This is a genomic window from Nocardia sp. NPDC050435 (genome assembly GCF_040655395.1).
Taxonomy (GTDB): Bacteria; Actinomycetota; Actinomycetes; order Mycobacteriales; family Mycobacteriaceae; genus Nocardia.
Genome location: NZ_JBFAJW010000016.1, coordinates 81477 through 106565 on the forward strand (window position 1 = coordinate 81477; position 25089 = coordinate 106565).

Sequence of the window (25089 nt, forward strand, 5' to 3'; positions counted from 1 at the left end):
GGATGGTCATGACAGGTCCCGAGCCCGCGTCCGCGGCGGTAGTCATCGCGCGTGCGCTGGCTCAGATCCCGGCGTTGAAGAACGTGAACGGACGGCATGCCTTCGTCGGCACCATGCCCGATTTCATCGCCAATCACGTTGTACTGCACGCCGACAACAACCCCCTACTGGACCTGGGGCGCCTTGTCGACGTCTGCGCCCGCTACGGGGAGCGTGGCCGCGCGGTGCTCCTGACGCACCTGACGGAGTGGCTCGAGCCCAATGATCCCAATGTCGGTCGCGCTATCGAGATCATCGAGCGCCATTGGACCGCCGGGCAGCAGTTGGTCCCTTCGAGCGTGCCCTCGCCGAATGACTCCGGCGACCGCCAGGGCCGCCGCGGGGTCCGCCCGTTGCTGACCGGTCTGGCGCTCGTTCTGGCGATCGGAGTCCTGTTCGCGTTCACCGTGACTCGGCTCTGGTCCGACCGGGACGACACCGCGACCGGGTCGGGCGAGGTCTATCGCTACGGAGGCGACGATGCCGGCGATGATCCGTTCGATATGGACCCGCCGCAGAAATCCGGACTTCCCGCAGTGCCGGCCGAGAGCTACGCCCCGGGAGAGATCGCCGCGAACCGCAGCTTCCAGGGCAAAGAGCCTTCGTTCTACGCCGGCGTACCGCACGAGACGGTCGACGGACGAGAACAGACCATCGCGCACTTTCAGTCGAACCCGGTTGCGGCCGCTGCCGCCGCCGACGCCCTGAACTCGGACAATCAGCTGCAATGGCGGGGGAAGACGGCGTTGAGCGCAGACCGGCTCGCCGAATATCTACGTGAACTCACGCCTGTGTCCCTGCGGGTGGATCTCCGGGTGACCTACTACCTGCTGCAGCAAGGCAAACCGGTGCGGCGCCAAGCCGTCCTGCAGGCGGGCACCGCAGTGCTGGTCGACGCCCGTGGTGTGCCCCGAATCCGATCCATCAGCGGCACTCCCCTGACACTGCCCGAATTCCGGCCGGAGGACACGCCGAAGTTCCTCGGCGACACCTGGACGAGTTTCGACCCGGCGAAGGTATTCGCCGTGCGACCGGCAGACGTGGAACTGACCTTTTTCACGCTCTTTCCCATCGGCTCCGATCGGAGATTCGAAAGACCCTGTGGCACAACCGGTGAGGCCGATCGTGACCTGCCTCCGCCCACAAATTCCGCCGTGCCGACGACTACGGAGGCGTTTCCCGCGCCCGAACCGACAACGGCCGGCCCGTCCGGCCTCGATTTCAGCGGTTCGTGGGCGATCGAGTCGGATATCGGTGGTGCCGCGATCGGCACGCTGACCCCGGAAGGGCAGGGGTTCCGGTTCCGGACGACCGACTACATAGGCTGGGATTGCTATCTGGACGGCGGGCCGAATCAGGATGCGTCGTTCGCGTGTTTGTCCGGCGATGGTGTCGCGACCTGGCAAGGGCAAGGGCGCGTTTCAGTGGTCCAGATGAACGGGAGGTCGAAACTTCGGTTCGACGGCGTAGCCACGAACATCCGGCCTGGCACGCCGATGATTCTGCGTCCGGCCTAGCGCGGGAGCACGGGCGAATCGCGCGGCCCGATGCCGGAAATCCGGATGCGCCGCGCGCGCCGGATCCGTATGGTTGCCGCAGCAGTGTGGGGGCGAGAACTGATGCTGCGGTATGGGATTGGACGCGGCGCGTGGGCGTTGTGGGGAGGTAGACATGACGAAGCTGAATCAGATCATCGCGGTGGAGAAGGGCGTCAAGAGCGCGTCGCTGCGGGAGCTGGCCGACAAGCAGAACCTGCTGAACAAGCCGGGCTTGCTGGCCGGTATCACCCGCGCTTACCAGCCCAAGGACGAAGAGGGCGAGCAGCTGCCGCCGGAATCCACGCGGGTGCAGGTGAAGTCGGAGGAGGTGCTGCGCGAGACCGCGAGCACGCTGACCCGGCTCTTCGACGTGACCGCCACCAAGGACTGGGCCAACTGCGCGGCCAAGGCCGACGTGCGGGTCGACGGCGAGGTCCTGCTGGCCGACGTGCCGGTCTCCTACCTGCTGTTCCTGGAGAAGCAGCTGGCCGATCTGCAGACCTTCGTCACGCGCCTGCCGGTGCTGGACGCCGCCGAGGCCTGGTCCTTCGACGACTCCACCGACACCTGGCGCACCGACGCGGTCCGCACCATCCGCACCAAGAAGGTGCCGCGCAACCACGTGAAGGCCGAGGCCACCGAGAAGCATCCGGCCCAGGTCGAGGTGTACTACGAGGACATCGCCGTCGGCTACTGGACCACGGTGAAGTTCAGCGGTGCGCTGCCGGCCCGGCGCGTCAACGAAATCACCACGCGGATCGACAAACTGCAGCAGGCCGTGAAATTCGCGCGCGAAGAGGCCAACGGCAGCGAGGTGACCGACCAGAAGACCGGCAAGGTCCTGTTCGACTACCTTTTCCGCTGACCCCGAGAACTCCCCGCTGGAGCGCGGGGATGCGCCCCCTGAGGGGGCGCGAAAGCTCACTCTGAAGTTCAGACTGAATCACACGGTGACAAGACGGGACCCGGTTCTCGCCCGGGCGGCCCGAGGCGTCGGCAAACCGTGCATGAAGTTCAAGTTCTCGCTCCAGACTGAGTATTCGCCGCCGAACACCGATCACGAGGAAAGGACGCGGAGCGACGAGGTGCCGGTTCAACCCCGGCTCTCCCAGCCTCTTCATTCGATGGGAGATGGTCCAAACGTAGGACGCGTCGCGGTGAGTGTGATCCGATCCCACCGATCCGGTTGTGCGAATTGGGCGGCATGCAGGACCCCGAGGGAAGGCAAGACCCTCGGGGTCTCCCATTTTTACGGAGTGATTACGGCCCGCGCGGGTATCGCTGCTGCGTATCCCGTCCGGCCTGCGGCCGGGGGATGTCTGGAATTCGTAGTGATTCGGCGGGCGATCTCGACTGGCGCGCTGCGGGATTCGAGACTCGAAGGATCACCCGAGGAGAACCAGATGACCATCGTCAACCATTCCGTAGCCATCGCCTACCGCCGTGCCGCGCGGTTTCTGCGCCGCCCGCGCCTGACCCCGCAGGAGCGCGCCAACCTGCTGGCGAGCTGGACGCCGCCCGCCGTGCTGACCGCTTCGCTCGGCGCTTCGACGCGCCACTGACCCCGATTCGACTGCGGGCACCCGAGGCGGGCGGGCACGATTAGGACGGGAAGCCCAGGGCCACCGACCGAATCGAGGACGACATGCAGACGATCGCGCACTGGCTCGACGGCAAGGCGTTCGGCGGGACCAGTGCGCGCACCGCGCCGGTGACCAATCCCGCGACCGGGGAGGTCACCGGGCAGGTCGCGCTGGCGAACCGGGCGGACGCGCAGACCGTGGTCGCCGCCGCCACCGCTGCGTTTCCGCAGTGGCGCGACACCTCGCTGGCGCGGCGCACGCAGGTGCTGTTCCGGTTCCGGGAACTGCTCAACGATCGCAAGCAAGAGCTGGCCGAGCTGATCACCGCCGAGCACGGGAAGGTGCACGCCGACGCGCTCGGCGAGGTGAGTCGCGGGCTGGAGGTGGTCGAATTCGCCTGCGGGGTACCGCATCTGCTCAAAGGCGGCTACACCGAGAACGCCTCGACCAAGGTCGACATCTTCTCGCTGCGACAGGCGCTGGGCCCGGTCGCGGTGATCTCGCCGTTCAACTTCCCGGCCATGGTGCCGATGTGGTTCTTCCCGGTCGCGATCGCGGCGGGCAACACGGTCGTGCTCAAGCCGAGTGAGAAGGATCCCTCCTCGTCGCTGTGGCTGGCCGAGCTCTGGGCCGAAGCCGGTTTGCCCCCGGGCGTTTTCAATGTGCTGCAGGGCGACAAGGACGCCGTCGACGAACTGCTGGACAACCCGGCGATCAAGGCGGTCTCCTTCGTCGGATCCACCCCGATCGCGCGCTACGTCTACCAGCGCGGCACCGCGAGCGGCAAGCGCGTGCAGGCGCTGGGCGGGGCGAAGAACCACATGGTGGTGCTGCCGGACGCCGACCTGGATCTGGCGGCCGACGCCGCGGTGAACGCCGGCTTCGGTTCGGCCGGTGAACGCTGCATGGCGATCAGCGTGGTGCTGGCCGTCGACCCGATCGGCGACGAGCTGGTCGGCAAGATCACCGAGCGGGCCGCCACCATCAGCACCGGCGACGGTACCCGCGGCGCCGACATGGGCCCGCTGGTCACCCGCGAGCACCGCGACCGGGTGGCCGCCTACATCGACGCCGGCGCGGCGGCGGGCGCGACCGTCGCGCTCGACGGCCGCGCTGTCCGGGCCGACGGCGCGGACGGCGGATTCTGGCTGGGCCCAACGGTTCTCGACCACGTCGGCACCGAGATGAGCGTCTACACCGACGAGATCTTCGGCCCCGTGCTCACCGTCGTGCGGGTCGGCGGCTACGACGACGCGCTCGCCCTGATCAATGCCAACCCCTACGGCAACGGCACCGCGATCTTCACCAACGACGGCGGCGCGGCCCGGCGGTTCCACCACGAGGTGGAGGTCGGCATGGTCGGGATCAACGTGCCGATCCCGGTCCCCATGGCCTACTACAGTTTCGGCGGCTGGAAGAACTCGCTGTTCGGCGACTCGCACGCGCACGGCACCGACAGCGTGCACTTCTTCACCCGCGGCAAGGCCGTCACCACGCGCTGGCTCGATCCCAGCCACGGCGGGCTGGAACTCGGCTTCCCGCGCAACACCTAGCTCAGGTGAGGATGAGAAGTTCGGTGGGCGAGGCGATCTCGGTGCGCAGCCCGGACTTCTCGGCGACCCGCGCGACGCCCTTGATGTCGGTGGGCGTGGCCCGGGTCAGCACCAGCGCCCGCGCCAGCAGGCCCTTGTGGTGCTTGTTGAAGTGACTGACCACGGTGCGCGAGCCGTCGGGATGCTCGGTGAGCACATTGGCGGTGATCGCCTCCGGTACGCGGCCCAGCTGCTGGTAGGTCCCCGAACGCAGATCGATCACGAGCTCGCCCGCGGCCTCGGCGGCCAGCGCCCCGGGCAGCACGTCGCGCCACAGCGCCGACAGCGTCGGCAGCCCGGGCAGTTTGGAGCCGCCGGAGAGCCGGTAGGCCGGAATCGGGTCGCCCGCGCGCACCGCGCCGAACAGGGCCGAACCGATCCCGAGCCGGGCGTAGGCCTTCTCCCGCTGCGCCTTGGTGAAGGACTTGGCGTCCAGCGCGTCGTAGAGCACACCGGTGTAGCGCTGCAGCGCGGGCCGGGTGGGGGAGGTGCGCAGTGCCGCGTTGCGGGCGATTTCGGCGTCAGCCCCCTTGCCGAGGCCCAGGGCCGCGCGGGACGCGGCGGGATCCCCGGCGAGCTCGATCAGCTCGGTGAGCAGCTTGTCGCGAACCGCGGTGAGCTGCGGCATCGCGAGGTCGGCGAGGTCCAGGGGCGCGCCCGCGCCGCCGTCGGACTTGGTTTCGGAGGGAGGCAGCAGCACCAGCACGAGCGGATACGGTACCGGGGCGCGGCGCCCCGGCCCGAAACCGGTAATGCGTTGTGAGCACCAGGTGGCCAGGGACTACGCTGAGCACCCGTGATCACCCGCCTCTCCCACCTGTTCCTGCGTACCCTGCGCGACGATCCCGCCGACGCCGAGGTGCCCAGCCACAAACTGCTCGTCCGCGCCGGATACGTGCGCCGCGTCGCCCCGGGTGTGTACTCGTGGCTGCCGCTGGGCCTGCGTGTGCTGCGGGAAGTGGAGCGCGTGGTCCGCGAGGAAATGAACGCGATCGGCGCCCAGGAGATCTCGCTGCCCGCGCTGCTGCCGCGCGACGCCTACGAGACCACCAACCGGTGGACCGAATACGGCGATACCCTCTTCCGCCTCAAGGACCGCAAAGGCGCGGACTACCTGCTCGGGCCCACGCACGAGGAGATGTTCGCGCTCACGGTGAAGGGCGAGTACAACTCCTACAAGGATCTGCCGGTCACGCTGTACCAGATCCAGACCAAGTACCGCGACGAGGAACGGCCCCGCGCCGGCATCCTGCGCGGCCGCGAGTTCATCATGAAGGACTCCTACTCCTTCGATCTCGACGACGCGGGCCTGAAGGCGTCCTACAACGCGCACCGCGAGGCCTACCAGCGGATCTTCGAACGGCTCGGCGTCAAGTACGTCATCGTCGCCGCGACCGCCGGCGCGATGGGCGGCAGCGCGTCCGAGGAATTCCTGGCCGACAGCCCCGTCGGTGAGGACACCTACGTGGTGTGCCGCGAATCCGGCTACGCCGCGAACGTCGAGGCCGTGATCACCGCCGCGCCCGAGGCCCGGCCCGTCGAGGGCCTGCCCGCCGCGGCCGTGCACGACACCCCCGATACCCCCACCATCGCGACCCTGATCGACTGGGCCAACGGCGCCAGCGTCTACGACCGGCCCGTCACCGCCGCCGACACCCTGAAGAACGTCATGGTGAAGCTGCGCCACCCGGACGGCAAGACCGAGATCGTCGGCATCGGCGTCCCCGGCGACCGCGAGGTCGACGACAAGCGCCTCGGCGCGTCGGTCGAACCGGCCGAGGTCGAGTTGCTCACCGACGCCGACTTCAAGGAGAATCCGTTCCTGGTCAAGGGCTACATCGGCCCGAAGGCGCTGCAGGACAACGGGGTTCGCTACCTGGTCGACCCGCGCGTGGTCACCGGCACCAGCTGGATCACCGGCGCGGACAGCCCCGGTCAGCACGTCGTCGGTCTGGTCGCCGGCCGTGACTTCACCCCCGACGGCACCATCGAGGCCGCCGAGGTCCGCGACGGCGATCCCTCGCCCGACGGCCGCGGCACCCTGGTCGCGGCGCGCGGCATCGAGATCGGTCACATCTTCCAGCTCGGCCGGAAGTACACCGACGCCTTCGAGGTCGACGTGCTCGGCGAGAACGGCAAGCCGGTCCGCCTCACCATGGGCTCCTACGGCGTCGGCGTCTCCCGCATGGTCGCGGTCATCGCCGAACAGCAGCACGACGACAAGGGCCTGCGCTGGCCCGTGGAGATCGCCCCCTTCGACATCCACGTCGTCATCGCCAACAAGGACGAGGCCGCCCGCGCCGGCGCCGAACAGGTCGTCGCCGGCCTGAGCGCCCACGGCCTCGACGTCCTCTTCGACGACCGCACCGCCTCCCCGGGCGTCAAATTCAAGGACGCCGAACTCCTCGGCATGCCCTGGGTCCTCGTCATCGGCCGCGGCTGGGCCGAAGGCAAGGTTGAACTCCGCAACCGCTTCACCGGTGCGGCCGAGGAGATCTCGGCCGAGGGTGCCGTCGACACGGTCCTGGCGACGCTGCGCGACTAACCGCTCGCCGCCGGTTCCGGCCGCAGCAGAGCGAAGGGGCCGACGGTCGCGCCCGGCGCGATCGTCCAACGCTCCGCGTGGCTACGCATCACTGTGGCGGCCGCGCCGACCGTCACCTCTGTCAGCGTGGTGTCGGGGCCGATGACGGCGTCCTCGCCGATGATCGTGCGCTGGTTGAGATGGACCCGGGGGAGCAGCACCGCATCCCGGCCGATGCGGACATCAGCGTCCACCCAGGTCGAGTCCGGATCCAGGACGGTGACGCCGGCCCGCATGTGCCGCTCCAGCGTGGAGCGGTTGAGTAGTCGCGCCGCCCGGCCGAGCTGGATCCGGTCGTTCACGCCCGCGGCCTCGGTCTCCCCGGCGAGCCCGACCGTTCGCACCCGATGCCCGGCCTGGCGCGACACCGGCACGACACCCGGCAGATACAACTCGTGCTGAGCGTTGTCGGCGGACAGTTCGCCGAGTGCGGTGCGCAGCACCCGGCCGTCGAAAACATAGACACCGGAGTTCACTTCGGCGATCGCGCGCTGCTCCGGCGTCGCGTCGGCGTGCTCGACCACGTCGACGAGAGCACCGTCCGGACCGCGCACGATCCGGCCGTACCCGGTGGGATCGGCGGGGACGAACGTCAGCACGGTTACCGCCGGTGGCTCCGGACCGCTGCGGTGCGTGGCGAGCAGCGTCGCCAGCGTCCCGCCGTCGAGCAGCGGAGTATCGGCGGCCAGGACGACGACATCTCCGTCGAAGTCCGCGGGCAGCACCGCCATGGCGCAGCGCACCGCGTGCCCGGTCCCGAGCTGTGGTTCCTGGACCGCCACCGTGATCGGCCGCCGCAGCGCCGCGGCGACGGCGGCGACGGCCGCGGATACCCGCTCCCGGTCGTGGCCGACCACGGCGAGCAAATGCTCCGGCGCGACCGCAGTGGCCGCCCGCATCGCGTGCGCGAGCAGGGTGCGGCCGCCGATCCGGTGCAGCACCTTCGGAGTTTTCGAGCGCATGCGGGTGCCCGCGCCCGCCGCCAGCACGATCGCGGCGGTGCCGCGCGCGTTCAGCATCGGACCGCCGCCGGCCCGGCGCCGATGGTGACGGCGAGTTCGGACAGATCCGCGACCAGGTGATCGCTGGCGGCGGCCAGGCCGGGGTCGTGCGTGCCGACGCCGACGACGGTGAGCCCGGCCAGCTTCGCCGCGCGTGCGCCGTTGTGGCTGTCTTCCAGGGCGATACAGCTGCCGGCCGGTTGCCCGAGCCGGGACACGGCGTCGAGATACGGTTGCGGATGGGGTTTGCCGTGCGTCACGTCCTCGGCGGTGACCAGGGTCGTCGGCGCCGGAATGCCCGCGGCGGCGAGCCGGGCGAGCACCACTGGCCGCGCGCCGGAGGTGACAATGGCCCGCGCCGCGGCGGGTACGCCGTGGTAGGCCCGCAGCGCGCCAGGCAACGGCCGGGTGCCGGCCGCGGACTCGACCTCGAGGCGCTGGATGGCGGCCGCCTCCTTCGTCGAATCCAGGTGCGGCGCCACCTCGGCGACAAATTCTCGATCGGTCATCGACCGCGCGGCCGCGTGCAGGCCGCTCAGATCGATGCCCTGCGCGGCGGCCCACCGGGTGATCACGTGATCGATCTGGGCGGTGGAGTCGACGAGCACCCCGTCCAGATCGAAACAGACGGCGGCGCAGTGGATTTCCATGATAGCGGTGAAGGATGGCTCGAAGGCGAGGGCGGAACGAAGCACGGGTGGTCCTTTCGTCGTTACTCGACGGTCACGCTCTTGGCGAGGTTGCGCGGGCGGTCGACATCGCGGCCGAGGGTGCGCGCCGCGTGGTAGGCGAACAATTGCAGCGCGATGTTCACGAGCAGGTGGTCGAGATAGGGGTGCAGAGTGGGCACGCGGAGTGTCGTGGCGCCCGCGAAATCGGTCGAATCTCCTTGGGTGACAACGTGAACCCGGCCGCCGCGTGCCTGGATCTGCTCGACCGTGGTGCGGTTGCGCTGCTCGTTTCCGTCCCGCGGAACCAGAACCACGCTGGCCAGTTCCGGACCGACCAGTGCCAGCGGTCCGTGCTTGAGTTCGGAGGCCTGGTAGGCCTCGGCGTGAATGTAGGAGATCTCCTTGAGTTTCTGCGCGCCCTCCCGGGCGATCGGCCACATGCCCGCGCGGCCGATGAAGTACATGTGCGCGAATCGGCTCAATTCTTCGGCGGCACGGCGGATCTCGGCACTGTTGTCGATCAGGTCGCCGATCACGCCGGGCAGGATGGACCATGCGGCCTGTAGCTGCGGCAGCTCCGCCGAGCGCGCGTTCTCCCCGCGTGCCAGCCGTGCGGCCAGGGTGAGAAAGGCCAAGCCCATATTGGTGAACACCTTGGTCGAGGCGACCGAGATCTCCGGGCCGGCGCGCAACAGCAACCGGGCATCGCTCTCCCGGGCCAGCGCGCTGTCGGCGACGTTGACCACGCCCAGCACGGGCATGCCGTGCTCGCGCAGGAACCGCCCGGCGACGAGAGTGTCCAGCGTCTCGCCGGATTGACTGATCAGGACGTAGAGGCAGGAGCGATCGAGAAGCGGGTCCCGATACCGGAATTCGGTCGCGGGCTCGGCGTCGGCCGGAATCCGGGCCAGCGATTCCACGAAGGACGCGCCGAGCTGCCCCGCGTAGTAGGAGGAGCCGCACCCGAGGAATTTGACCCGCCGCACCCCGGCCCGGTCCAGATACCGCTGCCAGTCCTCGGGTTCGTCCAGGGCGTCCAGGAAACGCTGTGCGGCCGTGCGCTGTTCGTGGATCTCCTTCGTCATGAAGTCGGTGTAGCCGCCGAGGGTGAACTCGGCCGCGCGCTCGGCCCCGAGGCGTTGCCAGGCTTGCGTGGCCGTGCCGTGGTCGGCCACGCCGTCGGCGGTGAGGCTGACGACCTCGCCCCGGCGCAGGCTGCGATAGCGATCGCAGCGGCCCGACAGCGCGGCCAGGTCGGAGGCGACCCGCACACCGTCGGAGCCCGTGCCCACCAGCAGCGACCCCCCATTTGTGGTCGCGACGATGGTCCCGGCTCGTCTGCGGTCCATGGCCAGCACCGCGTAACTCCCGTCCACCTGGGCGATCGCGTGCCGGACGGCGTCGGCGAACGGCAACCCGGTGTCCAGCGCCGCCCGGATCAGGTGGGCGATGACCTCGCTGTCGGTGTCGGAAGCGAGCGCTACGCCCCGCTCGGTCAGCGCGGCCCGCAGCTCGCCCGCGTTGTTCAGGGTGCCGTTGTGCACCACGGCGATTCGATGGTCGGTACTCAGATGCGGATGGGCGTTGCGTTCGCTCGGCGGACCGTGGGTGGCCCACCGGGTGTGGCCGATGCCCGTGCGCGCGGTGGATCCGGGCAGCGTGCGTTCCAGGTCGATGACCCGGCCCCGAGCCCGGTGCCGGACGATCCGGCCGGCGTCGAGCAGGCCGATGCCGGCCGAGTCGTAGCCACGGTATTCGAGGCTGTGCAGCATTCCGACCAGGTCGGTCTGGGCTCGTGGACTGATGGTTCCTGCGATTCCACACATGGGCTGAACCTTTCAATTCGGTAGTAAGGCAGTCGCGTTGGCGGTGAGGGGAAAGACGCGGGCGTCGCGGAACCCCTCGGCGTACGCCACGCCGCACTGCAGGCCGCGCAGGGCCGCCTGCCGGTCGACGTAGTCGATGTAGTCCAGGTCGTGCATGCGCCGCATCCAGGTGTTCTGAGATTTGTGGCAGCGCAGCATCTCTCGTTTGGTGTCGATGGTGCCGCCGATGTCCACCCAGATTTCGGCCGCGGCGCCGGTGAGCGCGAGCGGATCCATGTAGAGCACCGGCGGGGCCCCGGGCAGCACCGGCGCCTGGGTGTCGATCAGTTCGGCCGCGGCGAGTTGGCGGACATTGAGGGTGAGCAGGCTCGCGGTGCGGTGATCCGGGTGGTAATCCGACGGGTCGTGGGTGATCAGGACTTCGGGCGCGAAGTCGCGAACGGCGGTCAGCAGGCTCATCCGGGTCTCCCTGGTGTCGAACAGGAAGCCGTCGGGCTCGCCGATCCAGTAGAGCCGCGCGCCGATGACCTCGGCCGAGCGCTCCGCCTCTCGCCTGCGCAATTCGGCGACGGCGGCGCGGTCGCCGGAATCGGCGCCGAGTTCACCGTTGGTCAGGACGCACATCGCGACCGCGTGCCCGCCGAGGCGATAGCGTGCCAGCGTGCCCGCCGCCAGGATCTCGATGTCGTCGGGATGTGCGCCGACCGCCATCACTCGCATACCGCCGCCTCCAGTCCGAGGCCGGCGATCAGATCGAGTTCGGCCAGGAGCGCGGTGTCGGGCAGGAAGTCGCGGCGAACCCGCTCGCGGGCGGCGTGTCCCAGGGCCGCGCGGTGATCCGCGTCATTCAGCAACGCGACCAGCGCGGCACCGAACAACGACGGGGACGCGGCGGGCGGAACCAGCACGCCGACCTCGGGGCTGTCGATCTGCAGCCGCAGCCCGCCGACCGCGGTGCCGAGCACCGGTGTGCCCTTCCACATCGCTTCGGTCACAGTGAGGCCGAACCCCTCCGATCGGCTCTTCTGCGTCACCACCGTGGCATGCCGCTGCAGCGCGTTGATCACCGTGGCGTGCGCCTCGGGGTCGGCCATGGGCAGGCACACCAGGTGCGTCCGGTCGCGGATGCCGGGCGGCAGTGCGCGCCACTGCCGCACGCATCGGTCGTAGTACGCACCGGCCTCCGGGTCGTCGGCGACGCCGGTGACCTCGGGGCCGACCAGCAGCAGGTCCGCGTCGGTGGCGGGCGCGACGACCTCGGCGAAGGCCCGTAGCACCCCGGCCATGTCCTTGACGTCGTCCCAACGCGAGACCTGCACCACCGTGTCGCGCTGCTCGGGCGTCGCGCCGCCCGCGCGCAGCACCGCCGGTGCCAGCCCGGGATCCGGTGCCGCCGTGGCTGTTTCGAGCAGACCCCACCGGCCCAGCTGGGCCGCGACCGCTGCCGGCGGCATCTCCCTGTTCTTGGCCGCGAGCGGATCGAGGAACGGTGTGATCGTGGCGGTGGGCTTGTCGCGCAGCCAGTCCGGCCCGAAATGCGGCATGGACACGACGAAGGCCGCGGCGGCCGCGAGGTACGGCCGCAGGAAGTCCCATCCGGCGGCGGTGTGCGTGTTCGGGTCGTCGGCGCCGTTGTGCAGGCGCCAGATCGGCAGGGCGCCGAGCGCCGCGACGTGCTCGACCAGGCCCGCGGTCTGTGGGTCGTGCAGGACGACGATGTCGCCCGGACGCACGAATCGGTCGAGTCCGGTGGCGGCGGTCGCGCAGGTCCGCCGGTAGAGGCGATGCTCCGCGGCCCCGAGCGGCCCACCGTCGCCGGCGACGCCCGAGAGGCCGTTGTCGACGCGCTTGGTGATGGTGAAGAAATCGAGATCGGCCTCTAGCACCAACCAGCCCATCGTGATTCCGAGATCACGCCCGTAGCCGATCAGCGGCCGCAGCATCTCGGCCACACCGCCGCCGGCCGCGGTCGAATTGACGTGCCACATCGTGCGGCGATGGCCGGCTTGGCGGCGACAAGCCGCGAGCAACTGTTCCCAGCGTTCCGACAGCAGGTGCGGACGCAGCCGGGTGGCGTCCAGCGTGGTGACAGGTACTTCGATCAGGTGGGCCATGAGAGTGTTCCCCTTTCGGAAGGTGCCGTGCGGTGTTGCGCGGCGGGAAGACGCCGGCCGCTCAGTGCGACGGTGAGGCCGCAGGCCAGCATGACGATGGCGAAAGTTATTGGCAGGGAGAGTATTTCGGCACTGACGCCGACGAGCGGCGGTCCGCCCAGGTAGGCGAGATAGCCGACGGCGCTGACCTTGGCGGCCATCGTCGCCGGGTCGCCGGCGAGTCCGGCGGCCGACACCGCGAGCGGGAACAGTGGTCCGAGCGCGCAGCTGGCGGCGATGATGGCGACGAGCAAGCCGACGGGGGAGGGCTGGGCCAGGCCCGCTGTCAGGGCGAGTACGACAATCGCCGCGGCGCCGGTGCACAGGCGCCGGGCGCCGAAGTGCTCGACCAGGGTGTCGCCGAGCGTGCGTGAGACGAACATGGCGAAGCTGAACCCGGTGATGGCGAACGCGCCGAGGCTGGTGGCGCCGCCGTAGTCGCGCCCGACGAGCAGGGCCGACCAATCCGTGAGCATGCCCTCCAGCAGCAGGGCGGCCACGGCGAGCGCGGCGATCCGCAGCGGCAATCCCGGGGTGCGCCGCCGTTGCCCGGCCGGTGCCGGAGTGGCGCGCGGCGGGTCATAGACCGGTAAGCGCCGGGAAACGCTCAGTGCCACAACGACCAGCGCCGCCGCGACGACACTGAAATGCGTACCGACCGGCACACCGAAATGCGCCGCGAGCCCACCGGCGCCCGCTCCCGCCAGCACGCCCAGGCTGTACCCGCCGTGCAGCCGGGACAGCACGCGCGCGCCCCGGCGCTCCTCGTAGCGGAGGCCGAGGGCGTTCATGACCACATCCAGGCAGCCGCTCGCGATGCCGAGTGCGCCGAGAACGAGCGCGAGTTCGAAACCGTTGCCCGCCAAGGCGATCGCGGGCAGCGCGGCGGCGAACGCGACGGCGGAGATCAGGCAGACCGGCCGGGCGGGCACCCGCCGCAGCAGCGCGCCGGTGGCCAGCAGCGCGGGCACCGAACCGGCGGCGACACCGAACAGCGCCAAGCCGAGCACGCCGTCGGAGAGACCGAGTTCGTGTTTGACGTCGGGAATCCGCGGCGCCCAACTGGACAGCACCGCGCCGTTGAGAAAGAAGATCAGCCAAAGGCTGGACAGGGCTGCATCGATACGACGGACCATGGTTGCCTCATGGGCCGCCCTGCCGACTGCAGTAGTGGCTACCCCCGGACGGTCAGGAGCACCGTGTTCGATTTCAGAGTACCGATCCGGCTCGAACGCAAAACCTGGCGCCGGACGACACGCGGGCGAGCCGCGGCCGAACTCCCAGGCCACACCGAGGTGTGTCCTTCGCCACATCGGTCCGGGCGTACGGCCGATCGGAATGGTGAAAGTCGCTGTGTCGGAGTCCGATTCCCGCGCAGGCCGGAACTCGATGCGCTTGGATCGGGGCATGGCACCTGCGGACTACCTGGCCTTGCTGCGGGCCGAGCTGGACAAGTTCGGCGACCAGATCGCCGAGGACCTCGACGCGCCCGTCGAGCACTGCGGTGACTGGACGCTCTACGACCTGGTCGACCACATGGGCGTCGGCAATCTGTGGGTGGTCGCCGCGGTACGGGAGGGGCGCGGCGACTACGAGGCGCCGAGCGGGCCGAAAGAATCCGGCGCACTGCGGGATTGGTACCGGGCGACAGCGGAGGAGCTGGTGTCGGCGCTGGCCGCCGCGCCCGAGACCCCGGCCTGGACGTTCTTCCCGCCGCACACCGTGGGGTTCTGGCGTCGACGGCGCTGGCTGGAGACGCTGGTGCACCGCGTCGACGCCGAGGCCGCCCTCGGTCTCGCCAGCTCGATCGAGCCCGCACACGCGCACGACGGCATCGCCGAGGTGCTCGAGGTGTTCGTGCCGCGCATGATCCAGCGCGGGCTCGCGACCGAACCGGCGCACGCGGTCCGATTGTCCGCCGACGATACCGGCGGTTCCTGGGTACTCGGCCCCGGCGAACCGGTGGCCACCCTCAGCGGTCCGGCATCGACCCTGTTTCTGGCCCTGTGGAACCGGCGGCCGCTCGCGTCGCTGCGCTGGACCGGTGATTTGGAGACCGCCCGGGAAGTTCTGCGCGGCCCGCTCGTGCCCTGAGCTCCCGGCGCGGGTATCGGTACCGTCCCACTCTGAGCGACAAACCTGCACGAATGTCGAGGGTTGTCGCTAGGAGTGGGACGCCTGAACCTCCTCAGGCACCGAGGTCGGCGAACATCCTGTGCTTGATCATCGCTACGGCGTTAGCGGTGCGGAAGAGCAGCCGCCCAGGGCCAGGCGGTTGTCGGACACCGACTGATTTGGCCGCCGTCAGCGACCGACGTGCGCACGGCCGCCAACTCGTAGTCGATCAGGGTCGTCGATCCGGGAAGTGCCCGGCCGTGGCGTCGGCGAGCCGGGTGCCGCCGCGACCTACGGTTCCGTAGGTCGAATTTGCAGGTCAGCGGTTGGTCACACCCGGCCCACGCTGCTGTTACCCGCTGGTAAGTTAACCGGCATGACGAGCACCGACCCGCTGCTGTTCAATCCGGCGACCTACGACCCGCAGCACTTCGACCCCGAAACCCGTCGACTGCTGAAGGCGACCATCGAGTGGTTCGAGGCCCGCGGCAAGGCGCAGCTGCTCGCCGACGACGCGCAGGCCGCGTGGGTCTCCGACTTCCTCGAGTTCGTGAAGCGGGAGAAGCTCTTCGCCACCTTCCTCACCCCGGCCGCCTATGCCGACGGCGACGAGAACCGGCGCTGGGACGCCGCCCGCAACGCCGCGCTCTCGGAGATCTTCGGGTTCTACGGCCTGGCCTACTGGTACGCCGAGCAGGTCACCATCCTCGGCCTGGGCCCGATCTGGCAGAGCGACAACGAGATCGCCAAGCGCAAGGCCGCGGCCGACCTCGCCGCCGGTGAGGTGATGGCCTTCGGCCTGTCCGAGCAGTCGCACGGCGCCGACATCTACAACACCGACCTGGTGCTCACCCCCACCGAGCCGGGCAGCGCCGACCACGAAGCCGGAATCCTGTTCCGCGCCAATGGCGAGAAGTACTACATCGGCAACGGCAATGTCGCGAGCATGGTCTCGGTGTTCTCCCGCCGCGCCGATCTCGACGGCGCCGAGGGCTACGTCTGGTTCGCCGCGGACTCCCAGCACGAGAACTACCACCTGCTCGGCAATGTCGTGCACCAGCAGATGTATGTCTCCACCTTCCGCCTGGAGAACTACCCGGTGCGCGCCGAGGACATCCTGCACACCGGCCCCGAGGCCTTCTCCGCCGCGCTGAACACCGTCAACGTCGGCAAGTTCAACCTCTGCCACGGCGGCGTCGGCATGGTCGAGCACTCGTTCTACGAGGCCATCACGCACGCCAACAACCGGATCCTCTACGGCAACCCGGTCACGCAGTTCCCGCACGTGCGCGGCAATTTCGTCGACGCCTACAGCCGCATCGTCGCGATGAAGCTCTTCAGCGACCGCGCCGTGGATTACTTCCGCACGGCCAGCCTCGAGGACCGGCGCTACCTGCTGTTCAACCCGATGACCAAGTCCAAGGTCACCTCCGAGGGCGAGGTCGTGATGACCCTGCTGCTGGATGTGCTGGCCGCCAAGGGCTTCGAGAAGAACACCTACTTCGCCGAGGTCTCCCGCCTGATCAACACGCTGCCCCGGCTGGAGGGCACCGTGCACGTCAACGTCGGGCAGATCCTGAAGTTCATGCCGAACTACCTGTTCAACCCGAAGGAGTACCCGGAGGTCGGCACCCGGCTCGACGCCGCCGACGACACCTTCTTCTGGGCCCAGGGCCCGGCCCGCGGCGCGGGCAAGGTGCAGTTCGCCGACTGGACCCCGGTGTACGAGAAGCACTCCGACGTGCCGAACGTGGCCCGCTTCTACGAGCAGGCCCAGGCGCTGCGCCACCTGCTGCTGCACGCCGCGCCGGACGCGACCCAGCAGCAGGACCTGGACTTCATGCTGACCATCGGCCACCTGTTCTCGCTGGTGGTCTACGGGCAGCTGATCCTGGAGCAGGCCGCGATCACCGGACTGGACCGCGACGTGCTGGACCAGATCTTCGACTTCCAGGTCCGCGACTTCAACGGCCACGTCACCACGCTGTACGGCAAGCCGTCCACCACCCAGGCCCAGCGGGAATGGGCGCTCGGCGCGCTGCGCACCCCGGTTGCCGACCGCGAGCGTTTCGACCGGGTCTGGGATCAGGTCGTCGCTTACGACGGCGCATACGAAATGCGCCCGTAGCCGGCCACACTGTCGGTGCCCCCTTCTACACTGGCCCGCGTCGATTCGATTCCGAGAAGGGGGCTTCATGACGGTGACATTGGAGAACTTGGGCAAGCGGGTCGGAACTTTGGAAACCAAGTGGGAGAGCTGGGAAGACGACCGAGCGGCGCTGGTCGACACAATCGTCGACACGCGCGTGCTGGCTAAGAAGACCGCGAAGCGCTTGAAGAAGCTGGAGAAGCGCTTCGAGAAGTTCGAGCGCCGGGTGGATGCGCGTTTCGAGCAGGTGGATGCGCGCTTCGAGCTGGTGGACGCGCGCTTCGAGCAAGTGGACGCGCGCTTCGACAAGGTGGAGACAGTGCTGTACGCGATCGCGGCACATCTCGACGTCCCGGGTGTCACAGCACCCGCGCCCGCCGATTCACCGGACGGTTCCCAGCCATAGCGCTGCGATCGGGCGCCCACCACAGGGCGGCCGAAATGCGTCCGTAGGCAGCAAGATCCGGCCGGTCTCGCAGGAGACCGGCCGGAGCCTACTGAGCGGGCTTGCCCGGAAACGCCACCGTCGCCGGACTCGCCCCCAGGATCTTCTGCCAGCTCGCCTGTCGCGCAGCGGATTCGGTGAGCCCATCGATCCCGGTGCGCCGCACCTCCGCGGTATCGGCGCGCTCGACCACCGCGCGCCACGCGATCGCGCAATCGTTCTCGACGGCCACCGCCAGCCTCGCCGCCGGAATCGGATCGTCCACCGGGAACGGCGTGGTGTAGGCGGGGTCCGGCGCCGGCACCGCCACCCCGGCCAGTTTCAGCGCGTCGATGGTGGAATCGCGTCGGGCCCGGTGCGCGGCAACGTATTCCGCGACCAGCCGGGCCCGATCGGTGTTGGCGTAGGCCGCGACGACACCGTAGGCGTACACGGCGGCGTATTCGGCTTCGAGCGCGTCGAGCAGCGCCTGCTGCTGGCCGGTCGTCATGTGAGCAGGACTCCCACCTCGGTCGCGCAGGACGCGCTGATGGACGCGAGCAAGCCCGCGCGGTAGCCGGAGAGCTGGCGGCTGAGATCGGCCGCCGACTGCCGGGAGCGGCCGAGCTGCTCGCGCAACTGGTCCGGCTCGAGCGGCGTGGCCGGGGCCGGTGTGCTGCTCGGCCCGCCCGGGCCCGCCGAACCGGACGGCGCCACGGCGGCGCGCGTGCGCGGCACCGGTGTGGTGCCGTCACCGTAAACGCCGATGACACGGTCGATTTCGGCTTGCAGCGCCTCGGCGTGCGCGGTGCGCTCGGCGGCGATGGTGCTCAGTTCGTTCTGCAACTGCGGCGCCAGCGCGATGGCGGCCGTCGCCGCCGCGGCGTCGGCCTTGGCCAGGGCGACCTGCGCGGCAAGCGGATCCGGCGCCTGTAGTGGTTCCTCGCCGCAGGCCGCGCTCGCACCGAGCGCGAGCGCCCCGAGGGCGCCGCTGCCCGCCAACCGGAGTGCGGTACGACGGGACAAGCCAGTAGTGTGGCCGGGCGAGCACCCGGCATGCGGGGCGAGGAGGCGGATGGGCACGGCACCATCGTGCCAGATTCCCCGGATCGGTCCGGTGGCGGCGCGGGCGTGAGCGAGCCCGCCGCGGGCGTGTGACGTACCCAGCAAACTTGCCTGCACCGGGTGGTCCTTTACACTCTCCGAGCGCGTTACGCTAGACCTTCGGTACAGAAATAAATTTCCCCCGCGTCACAACTGAACCAGGAGCCGCCCCAGATGCCGATGCCGACCGAGGAAAGGGTGAGCCAGCTAGTAGCTGAGCTCGTCGAACGCCGGGGATTCGACCTCGAGGGCGTCGAGATCTCCACTGCCGGACCGCAAACGGAGCTCGGCGACGCGGGTCAGCATCGGGTCAAGGTGATCATCGACAGCGACGCCGCGGTCGATCTGGACGCGGTCGCGGCGCTGAGCAACGAGATCTCCGAGGCGCTGGACGCGGCCGGCGACTTCGGTGAAACGCCCTACCTGCTCGAAGTCACCACCCCCGGCATCAACCGCCCGCTCACGGCGGACCGGCACTGGCGGCGCGCACAGGGCCGCAAGGTCCGGATCAAGCTACGCAGCGGCGCGTCCTCGCCGGACCCGGCGGGGGCCGCCAAGTTCGAGGCCCGCGCCGGCGCGCTCGACGGCGAGCAGATCGGCCTGGTGCTCGGCGGAAAAGCCAAGCCGCACCTGGTCACGATCCCGCTGGCCGATATCGCCGAAGCCGTGGTCCAGGTCGAGTTCAACCCGCCCGGCGCCAAGGAACTGGAACTGGCCGGTGGCATCGCCCCCGGCAAGCCGGTCCCCGGCGCCGAACCCGCAGACCTCTCATCCGAATCAGCATCCGAAGGGATCGTGGAATGAACATCGAAATCGAAGCCCTGCGCGCGATCGTCGCCGACAAGGGGATCTCGATCGAGACGGTGATCTCCGCGATCGAATCCGCGCTGCTCACCGCCTACCGGCACACCGAGGGCCACCAGCCCAACGCCCGCATCGACATCAACCAGAAGACCGGCGTGGTCCGGGTGATGGCGCGCGAGCTCGACGCCGACGGCAACGTCATCTCCGAATGGGACGACACCCCAGAGGGTTTCGGCCGGATCGCGGCCACCACCGCGCGCCAGGTGGTGCTGCAGCGGCTGCGTGACGCGGAGAACGAGAAGTCCTTCGGCGAGTTCTCCACGCACGAGGGCGACATCGTCGGCGGCGTGGTGCAGCGCGACGCGCGCGCCAACGCCCGCGGCACCGTGGTGGTGCGCATCGGCAGCGAACTGCACGGCACCGAGGCGCTGATCCCGTCGGCCGAGCAGGTGCCGGGGGAGACCTACGAGCACGGCGATCGCATCAAGGCCTACGTCTACGGTGTCTCGCGCGGTCCGCGCGGCCCGCAGATCACGCTCTCGCGGACGCACCCGAACCTCGTTCGCCGCCTGTTTGCCCTCGAGGTGCCCGAAATCGCCGACGGTTCGGTCGAGATCGTCGCCGTGGCGCGCGAGGCCGGGCACCGCTCCAAGATCGCGGTGCGCTCCACCGTGGCCGGCGTCAACGCCAAGGGCGCGTGCATCGGCCCGATGGGGCAGCGCGTGCGCAACGTGATGAGCGAACTGGCCGGCGAGAAGATCGACATCATCGACTGGGCCGAGGATCCGGCCGCCTTCGTCGGCAATGCGCTCTCGCCCTCGAAAGTGGTGTCGGTCACCATCGTCGACCCCGAGGCGCGAGCGGCCCGCGTGGTGGTGCCGGACTTCCAGCTGTCGCTGGCGATCGGCAAGGAGGGGCAAAACGCCCGTCTGGCGGCCCGTTTGACCGGGTGGCGCATCGATATCCGCAGTGACGCCGCCCCTGACATGGGCGAAGGCATGCGTTCGGAGGCGCAGCGCGGTTGACCGGAGGCGGTGCCGGCGGCCGGGAATCCGGGCGCCGGGATGACATGTTGGTAACTTCCCAGGGGGCGGGGTTCGTCGTTCCGACCGGGTCGGCGGTAGAGTGGTCACAGGTTCAGCGCGAGCCTTCGGTTCCTTTGCAAGAACGCACCAATGAGCAATCCCCACGGAGTGCTCCGGTGCGCACATGTATCGGATGCCGGAAGCGCGAGTTGGCCGTCGATCTGTTGCGGATCGTGGCACAAGATCGGGAATCGTCCGACGGATCCCGTATCGTCGCGATCGTTCCCGATTCACGGCGCAGACTTCCCGGAAGGGGTGCCTGGTTGCACCCCCTTTCGTCTTGTCTGACCGCGGCAGAGCGACGCCGAGCATTCGGCAGAGCACTACGAGTGTCCGGACATCTGGATATCTCAGCCCTGGAGCATTACCTCGAGAACAGGCACGAGCACTCATGAGCACACCGTGAAGTACCAACGATGAACGTCCATCGGAGATAACCCGAGGTCGTGCGGGCCGCCGTCCCCTGAAACGGCGGAGCTGCTCGACCTCTCAGTGAGGAGAGCAGTGGCAGGCAAGGCCCGCGTGCACGAGTTGGCCAAAGAACTCGGTGTCACGAGCAAAGAACTACTCGCCAAGCTCAAGGAGCAGGGCGAGTTCGTGAAGTCGGCGTCCTCGACGGTGGAAGCACCCGTCGCCCGCCGGCTGCGCGAGTCGCTGTCGGCGAAGAGCGCCGGCGGCGAATCCAAGTCCGGGTCCAAGCCCGGTCCCGCGTCGTCGGCCAAGCCGGCCGCGAAGCCCACCCCCGGCGGCGGTCCGCGCCCCGGTCCCAAGCCCGCGGCGCCGGCTCCGGCCGCCGCGACCCCGGCAGCTCCGGCCGCCAGCGCTCCGGCGGCGCCCGCCGCGCCGCGGCCGTCCGAGGGCGCCCGCCCCGGCCCGGCCGTGCGGCCGGGTCCCGCCCCGACGCCGGCCGCGCCCGCGGCCGAGGCGCCCAAGTCCGCTCCGGCTCCGGCCGGTCCGCGTCCCACCCCGGGCGCTCCGCAGCCGGGCCAGCAGCAGCGTCCCGCCGCCGCGGCCCCCGCCGGTCCGCGTCCGGGTGGCCCGAAGCCGGGCCCGAAGACGCCGCGCGTCGGCAACAACCCCTTCTCCTCGGCGCCCGAGCGTGAGCGCGCGCCGCGCCCGACCCCCGGTCAGGGCGGCCCCCGCCCCGGTCAGGGCCAGGGTGGCCCGCGTCCCGGTCAGGGGCAGGGCCAGGGCGGTCCCCGTCCCGGTCAGGGTGGCCCGCGTCCCGGTGGTCCGGGCCAGGGCGGTCCCCGCCCGGCCGCGGCCCAGGGTGGCGGTCCCCGTCCCGGCGGCCCGCGGCCGAGCCCCGGCTCGATGCCGCCGCGCCCGAATCCCGGTGCCATGCCCGCACGTTCGGCCCGTCCGGGTCCGGGCGGCGCGGGTGCCGGTCGCCCGGGTGGCGGTGCCGGTCGTCCCGGTGGCGGCGCCGGTCGTCCCGGCGGCGGTGGCGGTGGCTACCGCGGCGGTGGCGCGGGTGGCGGCACGGGTGCGCCCGGTGCCGGTGCTCCCGCGGCCGGTGGTTTCCGTGGACGTCCCGGTGGCGGCGGTGGCCGCCCGGGTGGTCCCGGTGGCCGTGGTGGCGCGGCCGGTGCGTTCGGTCGTCCCGGTGGCGCTCCGCGTCGTGGCCGTAAGTCGAAGCGGGCGAAGCGCGCCGAGTACGAGTCGATGCAGGCGCCCGCCGTCGGCGGCGTGCGGCTGCCCCGCGGCAACGGCGAGATCATTCGCCTGGCCCGCGGCGCCTCGCTGTCGGACTTCGCGGAGAAGATCGACGCGAACCCGGCCGCCTTGGTGCAGGCCCTGTTCAACCTCGGCGAGATGGTCACCGCGACCCAGTCGGTCAACGACGAGACCCTCGAGCTGCTCGGCAGCGAGATGAACTACGTCGTGCAGGTCGTCAGCCCGGAGGACGAGGACCGCGAGCTGCTCAGCTCGTTCGACCTCACCTACGGCGAGGACGAGGGCGGCGAGGAAGATCTCGAGAGCCGTCCGCCGGTGGTGACCGTCATGGGTCACGTCGACCACGGTAAGACCCGACTGCTCGACACGATCCGTAAGGCGAACGTCCGTGAGGGCGAAGCCGGCGGCATCACCCAGCACATCGGCGCCTACCAGGTGCTGACCTCGCTGGAAGGCAACGAGCGCCTGGTCACCTTCATCGACACCCCGGGTCACGAGGCCTTCACGGCCATGCGTGCCCGTGGCGCCAAGGCCACCGACCTCGCGATCCTGGTGGTCGCCGCCGACGACGGCGTCATGCCGCAGACGGTGGAGGCCATCAACCACGCCCAGGCGGCCGACGTGCCGATCGTGGTCGCGGTCAACAAGATCGACAAGGAAGGCGCGAATCCGCAGAAGATTCGCCAGCAGCTGACCGAATACGGCCTGGTGGCCGAGGAATACGGTGGCGACACCATGTTCGTCGACATCTCGGCCAAGCAGGGCACCAACATCGACGCACTGCTCGAGGCGGTCCTGCTCACCGCGGACGCGGCGCTGGACCTGCGGGCCAACCCGGACATGGACGCCCAGGGTGTCGCCATCGAGGCGCACCTGGACCGTGGCCGCGGCCCGGTGGCCACCGTGCTCATCCAGCGCGGCACGCTGCGCGTCGGCGACTCGATCGTGGCGGGCGACGCCTACGGTCGCGTGCGCCGCATGGTCGACGAGCACGGCGAGGATGTCGAGGCGGCGCTGCCGTCGCGGCCGGTGCAGGTCATCGGCTTCACCTCGGTGCCCGGCGCGGGTGACAACCTGCTCGTGGTGGACGAGGATCGCATCGCCCGCCAGATCGCCGACCGGCGCAGCGCGCGCAAGCGCAACGCCCTGGCCGCGCGTGGCCGCAAGCGCATCTCCCTGGAAGATCTGGATGCCGCGCTGAAGGAGACTTCGGAGCTGAACCTGATCCTCAAGGGCGACAACTCCGGTACCGTCGAGGCCCTCGAAGAGGCGCTGTTCGGTATCGAGGTCGACGACGAGGTGCGCCTGCGGGTGATCGGCCGCGGTGTCGGTGGCGTCACCGAAACCGACGTCAACCTGGCGACCGCGTCCAACGCGATCATCATCGGGTTCAATGTCCGCGCCGAGGGCAAGGCGGCCAAGCTCGCCCAGACCGAAGGCGTCGACATCCGGTACTACTCGGTCATCTACGAGGCGATCGACGAGGTCGAGAAGGCCCTCAAGGGCATGCTCAAGCCGATCTACGAAGAGGTCGAGCTGGGCCGCGCCGAGATCCGGGCGATCTTCCGGTCCTCCAAGATCGGCAACATCGCGGGTTGCATGGTGCTCTCGGGTTCGGTCAAGCGCAACGCCAAGGCGCGCTTGCTCCGCGACAACGTCGTGGTCGCCGAGACCGTGACGATCTCCTCCTTGAAGCGGGAAAAGGACGACGCCACCGAGGTCCGCGAGGGCTACGAGTGCGGTCTGACCTTGACCTACAACGACATCAAGGAAGGCGACATCATCGAGGCCTACGAGATGCGCGAAAAGCCGCGCGACTAGTAGTTTCTCGTCGGCGGCGGCTCCGACCTCCCCCCGTGGTACAGGGGCCGCCGCTGCTGGACACCGCCCGCGTCCGCGAACCTGATCGCCGCGTCTTCCGGCGCAATTCGTCTCCGGGAGCGCGGCTTTCGTCCATCCTTCATCGACAGCACGGGGGTTCATATGTTTCTTGGTGCACTCGAATTCGACATCCTGCTCGGGGATGTGCACTCGTTGAAAGAGAAGCGGTCGGTGATCCGGCCGGTGCTGGCCGAATTGCAGCGTTTCGGAGTCAGCACGACCGAAGGCGGGGAACATGACCGCTATCGCCGTACGTTGCTGGGTATAGCCATGGTCAGCAACGGTATGGACCATTTGACCGAGGTACTCGATCGCTGCGAACGCACCGTGGCGGCCCGTCCGGAGTTAGAGTTGCTGGCAGTACGCCGGCGGATCTTCGGACCCGAAGATTAGACATTCCAAGAGGAGGGAAAGGCCATGGCAGATCCAGCCAGGGCACGCCGACTCGCCAAGCGGATCTCCGAGATCGTGGCGACCGCCATCGATCACGAGGTGAAGGACCCGCGGCTGCGTTTCGTGACGATCACCGACGCGAAGGTCACCGGTGACCTGCGCGATGCCACGGTGTACTACACGGTCATGGGCGAAACGGTGAACGCCGAACCCGACTACGCGGCCGCCGCGGCCGGCCTGGAGAAGGCCAAGGGCGTGCTGCGCTCCAAGGTCGGGGCCGGTACCGGCGTGAAGTTCACCCCGACGCTGGCCTTCGTGCTCGACAAGGTCCCCGATGTCGCCCGCGACATGGAGGAACTGCTCGCGCGCGCCCGGGCCGCCGACGAGGAAGTCGCGGCGGCGCGGGCCAACGCCACGCCCGCGGGCGACGCCGACCCCTACAAGGTCGATCGCGACGACGAGTAACGGCC

The 25089-nt window shown here is 69.6% G+C and carries 22 protein-coding genes and 1 pseudogene; 14 read left to right on the forward strand and 9 right to left on the reverse strand.

Features of this window, described 5'->3' with window-relative positions; all coding sequences use genetic code 11:
- Positions 1 to 8 precede the first annotated feature (8 nt).
- From AB0I43_RS37140 to AB0I43_RS37155, 4 genes are all read left to right on the forward strand, one after another.
- Entirely contained in the window at positions 9 to 1556 is a 1548-nt protein-coding gene (locus AB0I43_RS37140; protein WP_356978984.1) for a DUF6777 domain-containing protein, read from the forward strand.
- Positions 1557 to 1710: 154 nt separating this feature from the next.
- Positions 1711 to 2442 (forward strand): hypothetical protein, encoded by a 732-nt coding sequence (locus AB0I43_RS37145; protein WP_356978986.1) that lies wholly within the window; start codon positions 1711 to 1713, stop codon positions 2440 to 2442.
- A 538-nt stretch (positions 2443 to 2980) separates the two neighbouring features.
- Entirely contained in the window at positions 2981 to 3139 is a 159-nt protein-coding gene (locus AB0I43_RS37150) for a hypothetical protein (protein WP_356978988.1), read from the forward strand.
- Positions 3140 to 3222: 83 nt separating this feature from the next.
- Positions 3223 to 4713, forward strand: coding sequence for a CoA-acylating methylmalonate-semialdehyde dehydrogenase (locus tag AB0I43_RS37155; RefSeq protein ID WP_356978990.1), 1491 nt, complete (start codon positions 3223 to 3225; stop codon positions 4711 to 4713).
- 1 nt (position 4714) lies between these two features.
- Here AB0I43_RS37155 and yaaA read toward each other — a convergent pair whose 3' ends face one another.
- Positions 4715 to 5458, reverse strand: coding sequence for a peroxide stress protein YaaA (gene yaaA / locus AB0I43_RS37160; protein ID WP_356978992.1), 744 nt, complete (start codon positions 5456 to 5458; stop codon positions 4715 to 4717).
- A 90-nt stretch (positions 5459 to 5548) separates the two neighbouring features.
- Here yaaA and AB0I43_RS37165 point away from each other — a divergent pair, with 90 nt between their 5' ends.
- On the forward strand, positions 5549 to 7297 hold the full coding sequence (locus AB0I43_RS37165) for a proline--tRNA ligase (RefSeq protein ID WP_356978993.1): 1749 nt from the start codon (positions 5549 to 5551) through the stop codon (positions 7295 to 7297).
- 17 nt (positions 7298 to 7314) lie between these two features.
- Here AB0I43_RS37165 and AB0I43_RS37170 read toward each other — a convergent pair.
- The 6 genes and pseudogenes from AB0I43_RS37170 to AB0I43_RS37195 all read right to left on the reverse strand — a co-directional run.
- Positions 7315 to 8355 (reverse strand): annotated as a pseudogene (locus tag AB0I43_RS37170) (NTP transferase domain-containing protein); the annotation flags it as partial.
- A complete protein-coding gene (locus tag AB0I43_RS37175; protein ID WP_356978995.1) occupies positions 8349 to 9032 on the reverse strand; it encodes an HAD-IA family hydrolase in 684 nt (227 codons plus the stop codon). The pseudogene AB0I43_RS37170 and the gene AB0I43_RS37175, both read right to left, overlap by 7 nt.
- A 17-nt stretch (positions 9033 to 9049) precedes the next feature.
- Complete coding sequence (glmS, locus tag AB0I43_RS37180; RefSeq protein WP_356978997.1) at positions 9050 to 10834, reverse strand: glutamine--fructose-6-phosphate transaminase (isomerizing); 1785 nt, start codon at positions 10832 to 10834, stop codon at positions 9050 to 9052.
- A gap of 12 nt (positions 10835 to 10846) precedes the next feature.
- Entirely contained in the window at positions 10847 to 11554 is a 708-nt protein-coding gene (locus AB0I43_RS37185) for a PIG-L deacetylase family protein (RefSeq protein WP_356978999.1), read from the reverse strand.
- Positions 11545 to 12948 carry a glycosyltransferase gene (locus AB0I43_RS37190; protein WP_356979000.1) on the reverse strand — a complete coding sequence of 468 codons (1404 nt, stop codon included), beginning with the start codon at positions 12946 to 12948 and terminating at the stop codon, positions 11545 to 11547. Before AB0I43_RS37190 ends, AB0I43_RS37185 begins: the two co-directional genes overlap by 10 nt.
- Complete coding sequence (locus AB0I43_RS37195) at positions 12936 to 14123, reverse strand: MFS transporter (RefSeq protein WP_356979001.1); 1188 nt, start codon at positions 14121 to 14123, stop codon at positions 12936 to 12938. Before AB0I43_RS37195 ends, AB0I43_RS37190 begins: the two co-directional genes overlap by 13 nt.
- 271 nt (positions 14124 to 14394) lie before the next feature.
- Here AB0I43_RS37195 and AB0I43_RS37200 point away from each other — a divergent pair, with 271 nt between their 5' ends.
- The 3 genes from AB0I43_RS37200 (at position 14395) to AB0I43_RS37210 (ending at position 17657) form a co-directional block, all read left to right on the forward strand.
- Complete coding sequence (locus AB0I43_RS37200; protein WP_356979003.1) at positions 14395 to 15081, forward strand: maleylpyruvate isomerase family mycothiol-dependent enzyme; 687 nt, start codon at positions 14395 to 14397, stop codon at positions 15079 to 15081.
- A gap of 397 nt (positions 15082 to 15478) precedes the next feature.
- On the forward strand, positions 15479 to 17230 hold the full coding sequence (locus AB0I43_RS37205) for an acyl-CoA dehydrogenase family protein (protein WP_356979005.1): 1752 nt from the start codon (positions 15479 to 15481) through the stop codon (positions 17228 to 17230).
- 67 nt (positions 17231 to 17297) lie between these two features.
- The gene (locus AB0I43_RS37210) at positions 17298 to 17657 is read left to right on the forward strand and encodes a hypothetical protein (protein WP_356979007.1); all 360 of its coding nucleotides are present in this window, start codon (positions 17298 to 17300) and stop codon (positions 17655 to 17657) included.
- Positions 17658 to 17745: 88 nt separating this feature from the next.
- Here the strand turns inward: AB0I43_RS37210 and AB0I43_RS37215 are convergent, their stop codons facing one another.
- Positions 17746 to 18186: a ferritin-like domain-containing protein gene (locus AB0I43_RS37215; RefSeq protein WP_356979009.1), complete on the reverse strand. Its 441-nt coding sequence runs from the start codon at positions 18184 to 18186 to the stop codon at positions 17746 to 17748.
- Entirely contained in the window at positions 18183 to 18701 is a 519-nt protein-coding gene (locus AB0I43_RS37220; protein ID WP_356979011.1) for a hypothetical protein, read from the reverse strand. Before AB0I43_RS37220 ends, AB0I43_RS37215 begins: the two co-directional genes overlap by 4 nt.
- 252 nt (positions 18702 to 18953) lie before the next feature.
- On the opposite strand from AB0I43_RS37220, the gene rimP reads away from it, so the two are divergent.
- The 6 genes from rimP to rbfA all read left to right on the forward strand — a co-directional run bounded on the left by rimP (position 18954) and on the right by rbfA (position 25084).
- Positions 18954 to 19583, forward strand: a complete 630-nt coding sequence (gene rimP, locus AB0I43_RS37225) for a ribosome maturation factor RimP (protein WP_356979012.1) — start codon at positions 18954 to 18956, stop codon at positions 19581 to 19583.
- Complete coding sequence (gene nusA, locus AB0I43_RS37230) at positions 19580 to 20608, forward strand: transcription termination factor NusA (RefSeq protein ID WP_356979014.1); 1029 nt, start codon at positions 19580 to 19582, stop codon at positions 20606 to 20608. Before rimP ends, nusA begins: the two co-directional genes overlap by 4 nt.
- A 47-nt stretch (positions 20609 to 20655) precedes the next feature.
- The gene (locus AB0I43_RS37235; protein WP_356979114.1) at positions 20656 to 21063 is read left to right on the forward strand and encodes a YlxR family protein; all 408 of its coding nucleotides are present in this window, start codon (positions 20656 to 20658) and stop codon (positions 21061 to 21063) included.
- 109 nt (positions 21064 to 21172) lie between these two features.
- Positions 21173 to 24166: a translation initiation factor IF-2 gene (gene infB / locus AB0I43_RS37240; RefSeq protein WP_356979016.1), complete on the forward strand. Its 2994-nt coding sequence runs from the start codon at positions 21173 to 21175 to the stop codon at positions 24164 to 24166.
- 162 nt (positions 24167 to 24328) lie between these two features.
- Positions 24329 to 24619 (forward strand): DUF503 domain-containing protein, encoded by a 291-nt coding sequence (locus AB0I43_RS37245; protein WP_356979018.1) that lies wholly within the window; start codon positions 24329 to 24331, stop codon positions 24617 to 24619.
- Positions 24620 to 24643: 24 nt separating this feature from the next.
- Complete coding sequence (gene rbfA / locus AB0I43_RS37250) at positions 24644 to 25084, forward strand: 30S ribosome-binding factor RbfA (RefSeq protein WP_356979020.1); 441 nt, start codon at positions 24644 to 24646, stop codon at positions 25082 to 25084.
- Positions 25085 to 25089 lie beyond the last annotated feature (5 nt).